The organism is Mesorhizobium sp. B2-4-14, from assembly GCF_006442155.1.
Lineage (GTDB): Bacteria > Pseudomonadota > Alphaproteobacteria > Rhizobiales > Rhizobiaceae > Mesorhizobium.
On record NZ_VFVA01000044.1, the window covers coordinates 1 to 14872 of the forward strand.

14 protein-coding genes are annotated in these 14872 nt (G+C 62.6%); 12 read left to right on the plus strand and 2 right to left on the minus strand.

All coding sequences use genetic code 11. The annotated features are described in order from the left end of the window. The 6 genes from FJ938_RS26065 to FJ938_RS26090 form a co-directional block, all read left to right on the plus strand. Positions 1-183, plus strand: a 183-nt coding sequence (locus FJ938_RS26065; protein WP_181169006.1) for a 2-oxo acid dehydrogenase subunit E2, incomplete at its 5' end; no start/stop codon positions are given. 166 nt (positions 184-349) lie between these two features. After that, on the plus strand, positions 350-985 hold the full coding sequence (locus tag FJ938_RS26070) for an SGNH/GDSL hydrolase family protein (protein WP_140698864.1): 636 nt from the start codon (positions 350-352) through the stop codon (positions 983-985). Between the two features lie 15 nt (positions 986-1000). Further along, positions 1001-2446: a dihydrolipoyl dehydrogenase gene (gene lpdA, locus FJ938_RS26075; protein WP_140698866.1), complete on the plus strand. Its 1446-nt coding sequence runs from the start codon at positions 1001-1003 to the stop codon at positions 2444-2446. Between the two features lie 102 nt (positions 2447-2548). Continuing rightward, entirely contained in the window at positions 2549-2806 is a 258-nt protein-coding gene (locus tag FJ938_RS26080) for a GlsB/YeaQ/YmgE family stress response membrane protein (protein ID WP_140698868.1), read from the plus strand. A 135-nt stretch (positions 2807-2941) separates the two neighbouring features. Beyond that, complete coding sequence (gene lipA / locus FJ938_RS26085; protein WP_140698870.1) at positions 2942-3907, plus strand: lipoyl synthase; 966 nt, start codon at positions 2942-2944, stop codon at positions 3905-3907. Between the two features lie 115 nt (positions 3908-4022). Beyond that, positions 4023-4481 (plus strand): type II toxin-antitoxin system RatA family toxin, encoded by a 459-nt coding sequence (locus FJ938_RS26090; protein WP_140698872.1) that lies wholly within the window; start codon positions 4023-4025, stop codon positions 4479-4481. Between the two features lie 79 nt (positions 4482-4560). On the opposite strand, the gene FJ938_RS26095 is transcribed toward FJ938_RS26090, so the two are convergent. Next, positions 4561-5049 (minus strand): CinA family protein, encoded by a 489-nt coding sequence (locus FJ938_RS26095; RefSeq protein WP_140698875.1) that lies wholly within the window; start codon positions 5047-5049, stop codon positions 4561-4563. Beyond that, a complete protein-coding gene (locus FJ938_RS26100; protein WP_140698877.1) occupies positions 5046-6275 on the minus strand; it encodes a bifunctional 2-C-methyl-D-erythritol 4-phosphate cytidylyltransferase/2-C-methyl-D-erythritol 2,4-cyclodiphosphate synthase in 1230 nt (409 codons plus the stop codon). Before FJ938_RS26100 ends, FJ938_RS26095 begins: the two co-directional genes overlap by 4 nt. Before the next feature lie 140 nt (positions 6276-6415). On the opposite strand from FJ938_RS26100, the gene dusB reads away from it, so the two are divergent. The 6 genes from dusB to FJ938_RS26130 all read left to right on the plus strand — a co-directional run bounded on the left by dusB (position 6416) and on the right by FJ938_RS26130 (position 14777). Continuing rightward, a complete protein-coding gene (gene dusB / locus FJ938_RS26105; RefSeq protein ID WP_140606863.1) occupies positions 6416-7444 on the plus strand; it encodes a tRNA dihydrouridine synthase DusB in 1029 nt (342 codons plus the stop codon). Further along, positions 7441-8589: a nitrogen regulation protein NR(II) gene (locus FJ938_RS26110; RefSeq protein ID WP_140606864.1), complete on the plus strand. Its 1149-nt coding sequence runs from the start codon at positions 7441-7443 to the stop codon at positions 8587-8589. The genes dusB and FJ938_RS26110 overlap by 4 nt, the downstream gene beginning before the upstream one ends. Further along, positions 8586-10046: a nitrogen regulation protein NR(I) gene (gene ntrC, locus FJ938_RS26115; RefSeq protein ID WP_140606865.1), complete on the plus strand. Its 1461-nt coding sequence runs from the start codon at positions 8586-8588 to the stop codon at positions 10044-10046. The genes FJ938_RS26110 and ntrC overlap by 4 nt, the downstream gene beginning before the upstream one ends. 129 nt (positions 10047-10175) lie before the next feature. Continuing rightward, a complete protein-coding gene (locus FJ938_RS26120) occupies positions 10176-12461 on the plus strand; it encodes a PAS domain-containing sensor histidine kinase (protein WP_181165474.1) in 2286 nt (761 codons plus the stop codon). Then, entirely contained in the window at positions 12451-13812 is a 1362-nt protein-coding gene (locus FJ938_RS26125; protein WP_140606866.1) for a sigma-54 dependent transcriptional regulator, read from the plus strand. The genes FJ938_RS26120 and FJ938_RS26125 overlap by 11 nt, the downstream gene beginning before the upstream one ends. A 101-nt stretch (positions 13813-13913) precedes the next feature. Further along, positions 13914-14777: a D-amino-acid transaminase gene (locus FJ938_RS26130; RefSeq protein WP_140698879.1), complete on the plus strand. Its 864-nt coding sequence runs from the start codon at positions 13914-13916 to the stop codon at positions 14775-14777. Positions 14778-14872 lie beyond the last annotated feature (95 nt).

Genomic DNA, 14872 nt, shown 5'->3' on the forward strand with positions numbered 1-14872 from the left:
ACGATCCTGGCGGTTGGCGCCGGCGAGGAGCGGGCGGTGGTCAGGAATGGCGAGATCAAAATCGCCACGGTGATGTCGGTGACGCTGTCGACCGACCATCGGGCCGTCGATGGAGCGCTGGGTGCGGAACTGCTCGTCGCCTTCAAACGGCTGATCGAAAACCCGATGGGCATGCTGGTCTAGGCAAAGGAGAAGGCGGTGCGGAAATTCTTCACCAGCCTTTTCGCCCTCATTCTCTCCGGATTCGCCGGCGGCCTTCTCGCGCGGGAAGCTGGCCGTCATCACCGACGCCAGTTTGTAAGCTGGCGTGTGAAGCGCGGCTTGGCTGGTGGAAGGGCGGATTGAACGGATGAAGACGGTGCTTTGCTACGGTGACTCGCTGACCTGGGCCTACAATGCCGAGGGCGGCCGTCACGCGTTTGAGGATCGCTGGCCAAGCGTGCTGCAGGCTGGGCTTGGCGGAGGCGTTCAGGTCATCGCCGACGGCCTGAATGGCCGCACCACGGCCTTCGATGATCATCTGGCTGGTGCCGATCGCAACGGCGCCAGGCTGCTGCCGACGGCTCTGGCCACGCATGCGCCTATCGACCTGATCATCATCCTGCTCGGTGCCAACGACATGAAGCCGTGGATCCATGGCAATCCGGTCGCGGCCAAGCAAGGGATGCGGCGGCTGATCGACATCGTGCGCGGCCACGACTACCCGTTCGACTGGGAAGCGCCGCAGATACTGGTCGTCTCGCCTCCTGTTGTCAGCCGCACCGAAAATGCCGACTTCAAGGAGATGTATGCCGGCGGCGATGACGCTTCGAAGTATCTGGCATCGCAGTATGAGGCGCTGGCCGACGAGGCCGGTTGCGGTTTCTTCGATGCAGCTACCGTAGCGCAAACCACGCCGCTCGATGGCGTCCATCTCGACGCCGAAAACACCCGGAACATCGGCAAGGCGCTGACGCCAGTCGTGCGCGTGATGCTGGAATTGTGATTGAAGGAGAAAACCGTGGCTGAGAACTACGACGTCATCATTATCGGCTCCGGTCCCGGCGGCTATGTCGCGGCGGTGCGTTCCGCCCAGCTTGGCTTCAAGACGGCGATCGTCGAGCGCGAGCATCTCGGCGGCATATGTCTCAACTGGGGCTGCATTCCGACCAAGGCGCTGCTGCGCTCGGCCGAGATCATGCACTATTCGGATCATTTGAAGGATTATGGGTTGAAGCTCGACGGCAAGGTGAGCGCCGACACGGCGGCCGTGGTCGATCGGTCCCGCAAGGTTTCGCTGCGGCTCAATGGCGGCGTTGCCTTCTTGATGAAGAAGAACAAGGTCGACGTCATCTGGGGTGAGGCCAAGCTTTCCAAGCCGGGCGAGATCGTCGTGTCCAAGACGGCCAAGAAGCCGATGGAACCGCAGCCGCCGGTGCCGAAGGGCGTCAAGGGTGAGGGCACCTACAGCGCCAAGCATATCATCCTGGCGACCGGCGCCAGGCCGCGCGCGCTGCCCGGCATCGAGCCGGACGGCAAGCTGATCTGGACCTATTTCGAGGCCATGGTGCCGAAGGAGATGCCGAAGTCGCTGCTGGTCATGGGTTCGGGCGCCATCGGCATCGAATTCGCCTCCTTCTATCGCACCATGGGTGCCGAGGTGACGGTGGTCGAACTGCTGCCGGCGGTAGTGCCGGTGGAGGACGCCGAAGTCTCGAAATTCGCGCAAAAGCAGTTCGAGAAACAAGGCATGAAGATCATCCTCGAAGCCAAGGTGACCAAGGTCGAGAAGGGTGCCAACTCGGTCACCGCGCATGTCGAGATGAAGGATGGCAAGGTCGAGAAGATCACCGCCGACCGCATGATCTCGGCCGTCGGCGTGCAAGGTAACATCGAGAATCTCGGCCTTGAAGCGCTTGGCGTGAAGACGGATCGCGGCTGCGTCGTTGTCGACGGTTACGGCAAGACGAACGTACCCGGCATCTACGCCATCGGCGATGTCGCCGGCCCGCCGATGCTGGCCCACAAGGCCGAGCATGAAGGCGTGGTGTGCGTCGAGAAGATCGCCAACTTTCCCGGCGTGCATGCCATCGACAAGCTCAAGATTCCCGGCTGCACCTACTGCAATCCGCAGGTCGCCTCCATCGGTCTCACGGAAGCCAGGGCCAAGGCCGAAGGCAAGGATATCCGCGTCGGTCGTTTCCAGTTCGCCGCCAACGGCAAGGCGATCGCGCTCGGCGAGGATCAGGGCTTCATCAAGACCATCTTCGACACAAAGACTGGTCAGTTGCTCGGCGCGCACATGGTCGGTGCCGAAGTGACCGAACTGATCCAGGGTTTTGTCGTGGCGATGAACCTCGAAACGACCGAGGAAGAACTTATGCACACCATCTTCCCGCATCCGACGCTGTCGGAGATGATGAAGGAAAGCGTGCTCGACGCCTATGGCCGCGCGCTGAACGCATGATAAATTGCTTGCACGAGACTCAGATGCGCAGGCCGCAGGAGCTCGCTGGCAAAGTAGTTCGTTTCCGGATGCATTTTCACCCATCACACAAGGAGAGGGCATATGCACTTGAATGGCGTCGGCTGGATAGCAGCGATCATCATCGGAGGCTTGGCGGGCTGGCTCGCCGAAATGGTCATGAAGAGCAACACCGGCATCTTCATGAACATTGTTCTCGGCATCGTGGGCGCAATCGTGCTGAACGCGATCCTGCAGGCCCTGAACATCGGCGTCTTCGGGGTCGGCTGGACCGCCTATCTGATCACCGGCTTCATCGGCGCCTGCCTGCTGATCTGGGTAGGGCGCCTGGTGCGCCGCTAGTCGATACCATTCCGCTATGCGAAAACGGTTGTGGCGGCATGTGTCGCCGCAGCCTTTTTCTTTGTGTTGAAAAGTCCTAGATGACGTGGAAGTGACGATCGCCGGCGGCGGTCGCGAAAAAAAACCAGGGTTAAGATGGTCACCGTCCTCGATACGATCGCCAACGCGCCGCGGGTACGGCATCCCGAGAAGGCGCACAAGCCTGACCAGGAGGTGTTGCGCAAGCCCGACTGGATCCGCGTCAAGGCGCCGGTCTCCAAAGGCTATGCCGAGACGCGGGAGATCGTGAAATCCCACAAGCTGGTGACCGTCTGCGAAGAGGCCGGTTGCCCGAATATTGGCGAGTGCTGGGAAAAGAAGCACGCCACCTTCATGATCATGGGCGAGATCTGCACGCGCGCCTGCGCCTTCTGCAACGTCGCCACCGGCATTCCGACAGCCCTCGATCCCGATGAGCCGGCCCGTGTCGCGCATGCCGTCAAGCAGATGGGTCTTAGCCACGTCGTCATCACCTCGGTCGACCGCGACGACCTCGCCGATGGCGGCGCGCAGCACTTCGCCGATGTTATTCGGGCCATCCGCGCCGCAACGCCGTCGACCACGATTGAAATCCTGACGCCCGATTTCCTGCGCAAGGACGGCGCGCTGGAGATCGTCGTGGCGGCCAGGCCCGACGTTTTCAATCACAATCTGGAAACCGTGCCGTCGAACTATCTGAAGGTCAGGCCGGGCGCCCGCTATTTCCACTCGATCAGGCTGTTGCAGCGGGTCAAGGAACTCGATCCGTCGATCTTCACCAAGTCCGGCATCATGGTCGGCCTGGGCGAGGAGCGGAACGAAATCCTGCAGCTAATGGACGATCTGCGTTCGGCCAATGTCGACTTCATGACCATCGGCCAGTATCTGCAGCCGTCGAAGAAGCACCATCCGGTGATCCGCTTCGTCACGCCGGAGGAGTTCAAGTCCTTTGAGACGATCGGCCGGACCAAGGGGTTTCTGCTGATGGCGTCGAGCCCGCTGACGCGTTCATCGCACCACGCCGGCGACGATTTCGCCAGGCTGCGCGCGGCGCGCGAAGCCCAGCTCGAGAAATCGCTCTAAACGCATGTCGCCCAAAAGTGACCTCGATTTTGGAAGAACGACATGCATGAAAACAACGAATCTAAAGCGCGTCGCATGAAGCCGTTTCGACGCGAAGTGCTCTAGAGCCGGTTTCATGCCGAAATTCGAAGCCACCCGCCGCGTCGCCCATACGCCGCAGCAGATGTTCGCGCTGGTCGCCGACATCGAGGCCTATCCGCAATTCCTGCCGCTGTGCGAAGCGCTGACGGTGCGCTCGCGCAAGGAGCGCGACGGGCGCACCATCCTCGTCGCCGACATGAGCATCGGCTACAAGGCGATCCGTGAGACCTTCACCACGCAGGTGCTGCTGAAGCCCGACGAGAACGCCATCGACGTGAAGTACATTGACGGCCCGTTCAAATATCTGAGCAATGTCTGGCGTTTCGAACCCGATGGCGACGGCTGCGCCGTCCGTTTCTTCATCGATTACGAGTTCAAGAGCCGCATTCTGGGCGCGCTGATGGGCACCATGTTCGACCGTGCCTTCCGCATGTTCGCCGAGGCGTTCGAAAAGCGCGCCAACGTCATCTATGGCATCACGCCCTCAGCCTGATGCATGTCGCCCAAAGTGCGCGGCGGTTTTGGGAACAGCGACATGCACGAAAAACAAGGCACCAAGCGCGCCGTGGCGCTTAATGCCGGCCAAGAGCTTTCAGCCCAAGTTCCAGTGCATGCCTAACCGTTTTGCGGCGGATGAAATCGCGGCCCTTGTCGGCAAAGAGCATCCGTTCGGCAGTGACCATCTTGCCGCCTAGGCCGACGCCGAACCACACCAGACCGACGGGCTTTTCCACTGAACCGCCGCCTGGCCCGGCGATGCCGGTGACTGCCAGGGTCAGCCCGGCGCGCGATCGGACAAGCGCACCGGCTGTCATCTCGACCACTGTCTCGCGCGATACCGCGCCATGCGCGTCGAGTGTGGCGGCGCGAACACCGAGCATATCCATCTTGGCTTCATTGGAATAGGTGATGAAGCCCCGGTCGACCACCGCGGAGGAGCCGGCGATGTCGGTCAGCGCGGCGATGATCATGCCGCCGGTGCAGCTTTCCGCCGTCGCCACCATGGTGCCGCGCTCCCGGCAGGCCTCGAACAGGGCGATTGCCAGCTCGCTATTGCTCATTCCGGCACCTCGCCGGGAAACACCACGCTGGCCGTGGCGATCGCCGCAATGCCCTCTTCGCGGCCGATGAAGCCGAGCTTCTCGTTGGTTGTCGCCTTGATCGAGATGCGGTCGGCGGCAATGCCCAACATCCGTGAAAGGGCTGATGTCATCGCCTCGCGGTGCGGGCCGACGCGCGGCGCCTCGCAGATCAGCGTGATGTCGGCATTGGCGATGCGCCCGCCGCGCTCACGCACCAGTCTCGCCGCGTGTTCGACGAATATCCGGGACGCGGCACCTTTCCATTGCGGGTCGGACGGCGGGAAATGCGTGCCGATGTCGCCGGCGCCGCATGTCGCCAGCAGCGCATCGGTCAGGGCGTGCAGCCCGACATCGGCGTCTGAATGGCCCGACAGCTTCTTCTCATGCGGAATGGCGACGCCGCACAGGGTGACGTGGTCGCCGGCTTCGAAGGCATGGACGTCGTAGCCGTTACCGGTGCGGATGTCGGGAAAGTGTATCGGCACGTTGGAAAGTCTCTGATGCGCCATGGCGATGTCGCGTGCCCATGTGAGTTTGACATTGTCCGGCGAGCCGGGAACGAGCTTGACTGGAATATGCGCCCATTCGGCGATGGCCGCGTCGTCGGTAAAGTCCAGTCTGCCCAGCAGATGCGCCTTGTTGTGAGCGGCAAGAATTGGCGCGTAGGGGAAACCTTGCGGCGTTTGCGCAGCGTGCAGCCCGCTGCGGGAAACAGTCTCCGCGACCACGCCGGAGTTTGATTCTCGCTTCAGCGTCTCGGCGACGGGCAGGGCGGGCAACGCCCCTTCGTGTTCGGTGATGGCGGCGATGGTGCGGTCGATCAATTCCGCGTCGACGAACGGCCGGACGGCGTCATGAATCAGAACCTGGCTTGGCGCGTGCTCCTTCAGCGCAAGCAACCCGAGCCGGACGGACTCCTGCCGTGTCGGGCCGCCCATGACGGCTATCACCCGTCCGGCGGCGGCGCCGGCCGCTTGCCGGAACAGCTCATGATCGTCGGCATGGATGGCGACGACGATCCGGCCCGTTCGGGGGTGAGCCAGAAACATGTCCAGCGTGTGCGCAATAACGGCGCGCCCGCCGATGCTTTGGTATTGCTTGGGTCCATTGGCCTGCCCGGCACGCGCCCCGCGGCCGGCGGCGACGATCACCACCCCGACTTCGCCATCCGCCTCCGAAACGTGATTTTCACTTGCGTCCGTCATGCCGATTGGTCCTAGTCGCGGCCAAGGCCGAAGGCCAGCATTTTCCCAATTGCGCCTTAATGTGGCGTCATTCCGCGTTGCACATTGCGGCGGTTCTGGCTAGAGAATGTGCAACGAATGGACATGCTTGGTTTTTGTGCATGATTAATGTGACCAAACTGGCCGCACCTCTCGATGTCGGTGGCGTGAGTATCCGCAATCGCGTTTTCCTCGCGCCGATGTCGGGAATTACGGATGAGCCCTTCAGGCGCCGTGCCCATGCGCATGGCGCGGGTCTTGTCGTGTCCGAAATGGTGGCCAGCGGGGAGCTCGCCAAGGGCCGGGCGGGTTTCGACCTGCGCATACGACATTCAGGCTTGCCGGTCCACATGGTGCAGCTTGCCGGCCGCGAGGCGATCCATATGGCCGAAGGCGCGCGTATAGCTGCCGGCGAGGGCGCCGACATCATCGACATCAACATGGGCTGCCCAGCCAAGAAGGTTACCGGCGGCTATGCCGGCTCGGCGCTGATGCTCGATCTTGATCATGCGCTATCGCTGATCGAAGCCGTGGTCGGAGCGGTCAAGGTGCCGGTGACGGTCAAGATGCGGTTGGGCTGGGACGAAGATGCCCTCAACGCGCCCACACTTGCGCGACGCGCCGAACAGGCCGGTGTCACGATGGTAACGGTGCACGGCCGCACGCGCTGCCAGTTCTATCAGGGCAAGGCCGACTGGCGTGCGATCGCTCGCGTCAAAGAGGCCGTATCCATTCCGGTGGTCGCCAATGGCGATGTCTGCTCCCCGGCCGAGGCGGCCGCCATTCTCGATCAGTCCGGCGCCGATGCGGTGATGGTCGGCCGCGCGCATTATGGCGCGCCCTGGATCGCCGGTGGCATTGCTGCTGCGGCAGCCGGTGAAACGGCGGCCAACGTGCCGCAGAATCCCGCCGTATTGGCCGATTACGTCGTCGCGCACTACGAGGACATGCTGGCGCTTTATGGTGTCGAGAGCGGCTTGCGCCAAGCGCGCAAGCATCTGGGCTGGTATCTCGATCGCCATGCTGGTGGCGTCGCCGACGACAGCCGGAAGGCGATCCTGACCGCGTTCGAACCGGCCCGCGTCATCGCCCTGCTGCGCGATGTGTTTTCGCGCCATCCGCAACCCTTGAAGCTGCGGAGCGCCGCATGAACGCCACCGCTGGCCAGGGCGCTGATAGGGCGAATGCCGCCCAGATCGTCCTCAACACCATCCGTCGCCCGGTGATCATGATCAGCGAGGAAGGATTCATCACCTTCGCCAACGCCGATGCCGAGGATTTCTTTCGCGCGAGCGCGACCATGCTGGCGCGCAACACCCTGTCCAAGCTCATTCCCTTCGGCAGCCCGTTGTTGACGCTGGTCGACCAGGTGCGTGAGCGACGGGCTCCAGTCAACGAGTACCGGGTCGACGTGTCGTCGCCACGCCTCGGCATCGAGAAGGTGGTCGATCTCTATGCCGCGCCGGTGACGGAATTCCCGGGCTCCGTCGTGGTGATGTTCCAGGAACGGTCGATGGCCGACAAGATCGACCGGCAGATGACGCATCGCGGTGCCGCGCGCTCGGTGACCGGCCTGGCGGCGATGCTGGCGCATGAGATCAAGAACCCGCTCTCCGGCATCCGCGGCGCCGCCCAATTGCTCGAACTGTCCGCCTCCGACGAGGACCGCGCGCTGACCCGGCTGATCACCGACGAGACCGACCGCATCGTGTCGCTGGTCGATCGCATGGAGGTATTTTCCGACGAGCGGCCGATCGACCGCTACCCTGTCAACATCCATGTCGTGCTCGACCATGTGAAGGCGATCGCCAAGAATGGTTTTGCAAAGAGAATCAAGATTCTGGAGGACTATGATCCGTCGTTGCCTCCGGTATTCGCCAACCGTGACCAACTCATCCAGGTGTTCCTCAACCTGATCAAGAATGCCGCCGAGGCGATCGGCAGCGACCCACAGGGCGAGATCGTACTGTCGACCGCCTTCAGGCCAGGTATTCGCGTTTCCGTTCCAGGCACACAGGACCGCGTGTCGCTGCCGCTGGAGTTCTGCGTGCGCGACAACGGCTCCGGCGTCTCGGAGGATATCCTGCCTATCCTGTTCGATCCCTTCATCACCACCAAGCCGAACGGCTCGGGGCTGGGGCTGGCGCTCGTCGCCAAGATCGTCGGCGAGCATGGCGGCATCATCGAATGCGATTCGACCCCGCGCCCGCGCGCGACGACCTTCCGCGTCCTGATGCCGGCCTGGAAGGAAACCGCGCATGGCGGCGATCAAGACGCTGAAGGAGACCGCAAATGAGCGCACGCGGCAATATTCTCGTCGCCGACGACGACGCGGCGATCCGCACGGTGCTCAATCAGGCGCTCTCCCGCGTCGGTCACGAGGTGCGCGTCACCTCCAATGCCTCGACATTGTGGCGTTGGGTGGCGGCTGGCGAGGGCGACCTCGTCATCACCGACGTGGTAATGCCGGACGAGAACGCCTTCGACATGCTGCCGCGCATCAAGAAGGCGCGGCCGGAGCTGCCCGTTATCGTCATGAGCGCGCAAAACACTTTCATGACGGCGATTCGCGCCTCCGAAACCGGCGCGTACGAATATCTGCCAAAACCCTTCGATCTGACCGAGCTCCTCAACATCGTCAACCGGGCGCTGTCGGAGCCGCGACGGCCGAAGATCGATGCGCGGCCGGAAGAGCAGCCCGAAACGATGCCGCTGGTCGGCCGCTCGGCGGCCATGCAGGACATCTACCGCATGCTGGCGCGCATGATGCAGACCGACCTGACGGTGATGATCTCGGGCGAATCCGGCACCGGTAAGGAACTGGTGGCGCGCGCGCTGCATGAGTATGGCCGTCGCCGTGGCGGCCCTTTCGTTGCCATTAACATGGCGGCAATTCCGCGCGATCTCATCGAATCGGAGCTGTTCGGGCACGAGAAGGGCGCTTTCACCGGTGCTCAGAACCGGTCCACCGGCCGCTTCGAGCAGGCCGAGGGCGGCACGCTGTTCCTCGACGAGATCGGCGACATGCCGATGGAGGCGCAGACGCGCCTGCTGCGCGTGCTGCAACAGGGCGAGTACACGACGGTTGGCGGCCGCACGCCGATCAAGACCGACGTGCGCATCGTCGCAGCCACCAACAAGGATCTGCGCACGCTCATCAATCAGGGGTTGTTCCGCGAGGATCTGTTCTATCGCCTTAACGTCGTGCCGCTCAGGCTGCCGGCGTTGCGCGAGCGTTCCGAGGACGTGCCAGATCTCGTGCGTCACTTCTTCAAGCTCGGCGAGATGGAGGGGCTGCAGACCAAGCGCATCTCGTCCGGCGGTATCGAACTGATGAAGCGGTATCCGTGGCCGGGCAACGTGCGTGAACTGGAAAACCTCGTTCGCCGGCTGGCCGCGCTCTATTCGCAGGATGAGATCTCCGCCGAAATCATCGAGGCGGAGCTGAAGACCGGCGAGCGTCCCGTGGTGCCCGGCGGCGGCAACCTCATTCCCGACGACCTATCGATCGGCCAGGCGGTGGAGCACTTCCTGCAGCGCTATTTCGCCTCGTTCGCCGGCGAACTGCCACCCGCTGGCCTCTATCAGCGCATCCTGTCCGAGGTCGAATATCCGCTGGTGCTGGCCTCGATGACGGCAACCCGCGGCAACCAGATCAAGGCCGCGGAACTGCTGGGGCTGAACCGCAATACGCTGCGCAAGAAGATTCGCGAACTGGGCGTCAACGTCTACAAATCATCGCGGCCGGGCTGAGCGCTGATCCGACATCGCCTCTTTTCGGGGGACTAAACGGCGAAAGATTTCCGTCGTTGTCACACTTGTTGCATAATCGCCACAATGCGTTGCATAGATCGGACGCAATCACTGGCTCCAGACGGCGACATGGCTCCGCAGGTACCGACCCTCAACAAACAGCTTTTCAGTGAACCCGGCGCGCGCGACGGGCGCCGCCTGCTGGCGCTGCCCGGCGTGGTTGCGGTCGGCGGAGCGTTGGTCATGGCGGCCATTTCATTCGCCATCCTGGTCGGTGCAACGCCGATTGCGCCGGACGCCAAGACGACATGGGCGCTGATCGGGCTCAATGCCGCTTTCGTCCTCGTTCTCATCGCGCTGGTCGGACGCGAGGTGCATCGCATCGTCATGGCGCGTCGTCATGGCAAGGCGGCCTCGCGGCTGCATGTGCGCATCGTCGCCATGTTCGCGCTGGTTGCAGCCATTCCCGCCATCATGGTGGCGATCATCGCCTCGATCACGCTCGATATCGGCCTCGACCGCTGGTTCGAGATTCGCACCAAGACGATCGTCAATTCTTCGCTATCGATCGCCGACGCCTATGTGCAGGAAAATGCCCGCAACCTGCAGGGCACGACATTGTCGATGGCTTATGACCTTGATGCGTCCCGCACGCTGTATGGGCTTGATCGGACTGGTTTTCTTGATCTGATGAACAAGGAATCCGTGGGGCGTGGACTGGCCCATGCCGCGCTGATCAAGCCCGACGGTTCTTTCGTCATGAGCGCCAAGACCGATGCCGATTTCGCCATGCCGGAACCGCCCGAAGGTGCGGTCAGCAGCGCCAGCGACGGCAAGCCGGTTCTAATCGAACCGCGCACCCGCAACATCATGGGCGCCATCGTCAAGCTGCGCGAGATCGAGGGGCTCTATCTCTACACCATCCGCCTTGTTGATCCCGAGGTGATCAAGGCGCGGCAGATCGTCAGGTCCAACACGGACGAGTATCGCAATCTCGAAGACAACAGGCGCACCTCGCAGGTTGCCTTCGCGCTGCCTTACCTGTCGCTGACGCTGATCATCATCCTGTCGGCAATCTGGACCGGCATTGCCGTCGCCGACCGTCTTGTGCGCCCCATCCGCCAGCTCATCGGTGCCGCCGACGAGGTCGCGACCGGCAATCTCGACGTCGCGGTACCCGTCAGGTCTTCGGACGGCGATGTCGCCTCGCTCGGCGACACGTTCAACAAGATGCTGCTGGAGTTGAAATCGCAGCGCAACGAAATCCTCTCGGCAAAGGACCTGATCGACGAGCGGCGGCGCTTTTCGGAGGCCGTGCTCGCGGGCGTCACCGCGGGCGTCATCGGCGTCGATCCCTACGGCATCATCACCATCGTCAACCGTTCGGCCGAATCGATGCTGGCCATCTCCGCCAGCGCCGCGCTCGGCCAGAACCTTTCCGCCATTCTGCCGCATGTCGGCCGCGTCTTCGAGATCGGCCGCAAATCCGGCAAGCCGGTCTACCGCGAGCAGGTGACCTTCTATCGCGCCGGCGCCGAGCGGACCTTCAATGTCCAGATCACCATCGAGGCTGGCGACGACGGCTCCGAGGAAAAATCCTATGTCGTGACGGTCGACGACATTACCGACCTGGTCCAGGCCCAGCGCTCTTCCGCCTGGGCAGACGTGGCGCGGCGCATTGCCCACGAGATCAAGAATCCGCTGACGCCGATCCAGCTATCGGCCGAACGCATCAAGCGCCGCTATGGCAAGGTCATCACCGAGGATCGCGAGGTTTTCGACCAGTGTACCGACACGATCATCCGGCAGGTCGAGGACATCGGCCGCATGGTCGATGAATTCTCGGCTTTCGCACGCATGCCCAAACCCGAGATGAAGGCCATAGACCTGCGCGAAGCGCTGCGCGAGGCTTCGTTCCTGGTCGAAGTCAGCCGCGCGGACATTATCTTCGAACGGATATTCGGCAACGAGCCGCTGAAGGGCACTTTCGACAGCCGGCTGATGGCGCAGGCCTTCGGCAATGTGATCAAGAACGCCGCCGAGGCAATCGACGGGCTGGAACAAAAGGACGGTTCGCACGGCATAATCCGGATTCAAGCCGGCCGTCAGAATGGCGCAATTCGAATCGACGTCATCGACAATGGCAAGGGCCTACCGCGCGAGAATCGCCAACGGCTGCTCGAGCCTTATATGACCACACGCGAGAAGGGGACCGGGCTTGGTCTCGCTATCGTCAAGAAGATCGTGGAAGACCATGGCGGCAGGCTGGAACTCCATGATGCGCCCGCGGATTTCCATGGCGGGCGCGGCGCGATGATCAGCATCATCCTGCCGCCTGCGGCCGGCGCACCACCGCGCGGCGAAAGCAGGGCGGAACACGAAAGAGAAACTGAAAAGGTCGGTAATGGCGTCTGATATTCTCATCGTCGACGACGAGGAAGACATCCGCGAGCTCGTCGCAGGCATCCTGAGCGACGAAGGTCACGAAACCCGTACGGCATTCGATGCCGACAGCGCGCTGGCGGCCATCGCCGATCGGGCGCCGAGGCTGATTTTCCTCGACATCTGGCTGCAGGGCTCGCGTCTGGACGGACTGGCCTTGCTCGACGAGATCAAGACCATGCACCCGAACCTGCCGGTGGTGATGATCTCCGGCCACGGCAACATCGAAACAGCAGTCTCCGCCATCCGGCGCGGCGCCTATGACTTCATCGAAAAGCCGTTCAAGGCCGACAGGCTGATCCTTATCGCCGAGCGTGCGCTCGAGACTTCGAAGTTGCGGCGCGAGGTTTCCGATCTCAAGCAGCGCAGCGGCGAGACTTTCGACCTGATCGGCATGTCGTCGGCGATGAGCCAGCTGCGCCAGACCATCGAGCGCGTCGCGCCGACCAACAGCCGTGTGATGATCGTTGGCCCTTCCGGTTCGGGCAAAGAACTGGCGGCACGCGCCATCCATACACTGTCGGCGCGCAAGGGCGCACCGTTCGTGACGCTAAGCGCCGCCAACATCACGCCCGAACGCATGGAGATCGAGCTGTTTGGTACCGAATCGAACGGCACCGAGCGCAAGGTCGGTGCACTCGAGGAGGCCCATCGCGGCATTCTCTATATCGACGAAGTGGCCGATATGCCGCGCGAGACGCAGAACAAGATCCTGCGCGTTCTGGTCGAACAGCAGTTCGAGCGGGTAGGGGGCACCAAACGAGTCAAGGTCGACGTCCGCATCATCTCCTCGACCTCGCAGAACCTGGAAGCCATGATTGCCGACGGCCGTTTCCGGGAGGATCTTTACCACCGTCTGGCCGTAGTGCCGGTCATGGTGCCGGGCCTGGCCGAACGGCGCGAGGATATTCCCTATCTCGTCGATAATTTTATGAAGCAGATCGCCCGCCAGGCCGGCATAAAACCGCGCCGCATCGGCGATGACGCGCTGGCCGTGCTGCAGGCGCATAACTGGCCGGGCAACGTCCGCCAGTTGCGCAACAATGTCGAGCGCCTGATGATCCTGGCGCGTGGCGACGATGTCGATGCGCCGATCACCGCTGACCTTCTGCCTTCCGAGATCGGCGATGTCATGCCACGCACCCCCAATCAATCCGACCAGCACATCATGGCGCTGCCGCTGCGCGAGGCGCGCGAACAGTTCGAGAAGGACTATCTGATCGCGCAGATCAACCGGTTTGGCGGCAACATCTCCAAAACCGCCGAATTCATCGGCATGGAACGCTCAGCACTGCATCGCAAGCTGAAGTCGCTGGGCGTCTGACACGCGCCTCGTCCAATCAGCCGCGCCTGGGCCAAGCATTTGCCGGTTACGGCAAAGGCGGAATCACATAAGAAAGCCCGAGAGTTTTCCCGGGGTTGCCAATGCCACGCATTGCCTATGTCAACGGGCGCTACGTCGCTCATGCGGACGCCGCCGTGCACATCGAGGACCGCGGCTACCAGTTCGCCGATGGCGTCTACGAGGTCTGCGAGGTGGCCCGTGGCTTCATCGTCGACATGCCGCGCCACCTTGCCCGGCTCAACCGCTCGCTGACCGAACTGTCGATCGCCTGGCCGGTCGCACGCAACGTGCTGCCGCTCATCCTGCGCGAGGTGGTCAACCGCAACCATGTCGTGAACGGCCTGGTCTATGTCCAGGTGACGCGCGGCGTCGCCAGCCGCGACTTCGTCTTCCCTTCGGCGGACACCAAGCCGTCCCTGGTGGTGACCGCGAGGAAGGCCGATCCCGCCGCAGGCACCAAACGCGCCGAAACTGGCATTGCCGTCATTACCGTGCCCGAGAATCGCTGGGATCGCGTTGACATCAAGAGCGTCGGCCTGCTGCCCAACGTCCTGGCCAAACAGAAGGCGAAGGAAGCCGGCGCGCAGGAAGCTTGGTTCGTCGACACCGATGGCAACGTCAAGGAAGGTGGCTCGTCGAACGCCTGGATCATCACCAGGGATGGCGTCCTGGTCACGAGGCCGGCCGAGCACGGCATCCTGCGCGGCATCACCCGCACCACCATGTTCGAGGTGGCGGCCAAGCTCGGCTTGAAGATCGAGGAGCGTGGCTTTTCCGTCGCCGAAGCCAAGGCTGCAAAGGAAGCCTTCATCAGTTCCGCGACGACAATTGCGATGCCTATCGTGGCTATCGACGGCGATCCGGTCGCCAATGGGCACCCCGGATCAATAACACTTTCGTTGCGGCAGGCCTTTTTTGACATTGCGGAAAAAAGTCCAGCCTGATAACCGCACAGGTGGAATGAACATCAATATATCTCGTTCTGCTTGTCGTTACTGACGGCAAGACGATGTTTGCGCGCTTGACATGGGCCCGACAA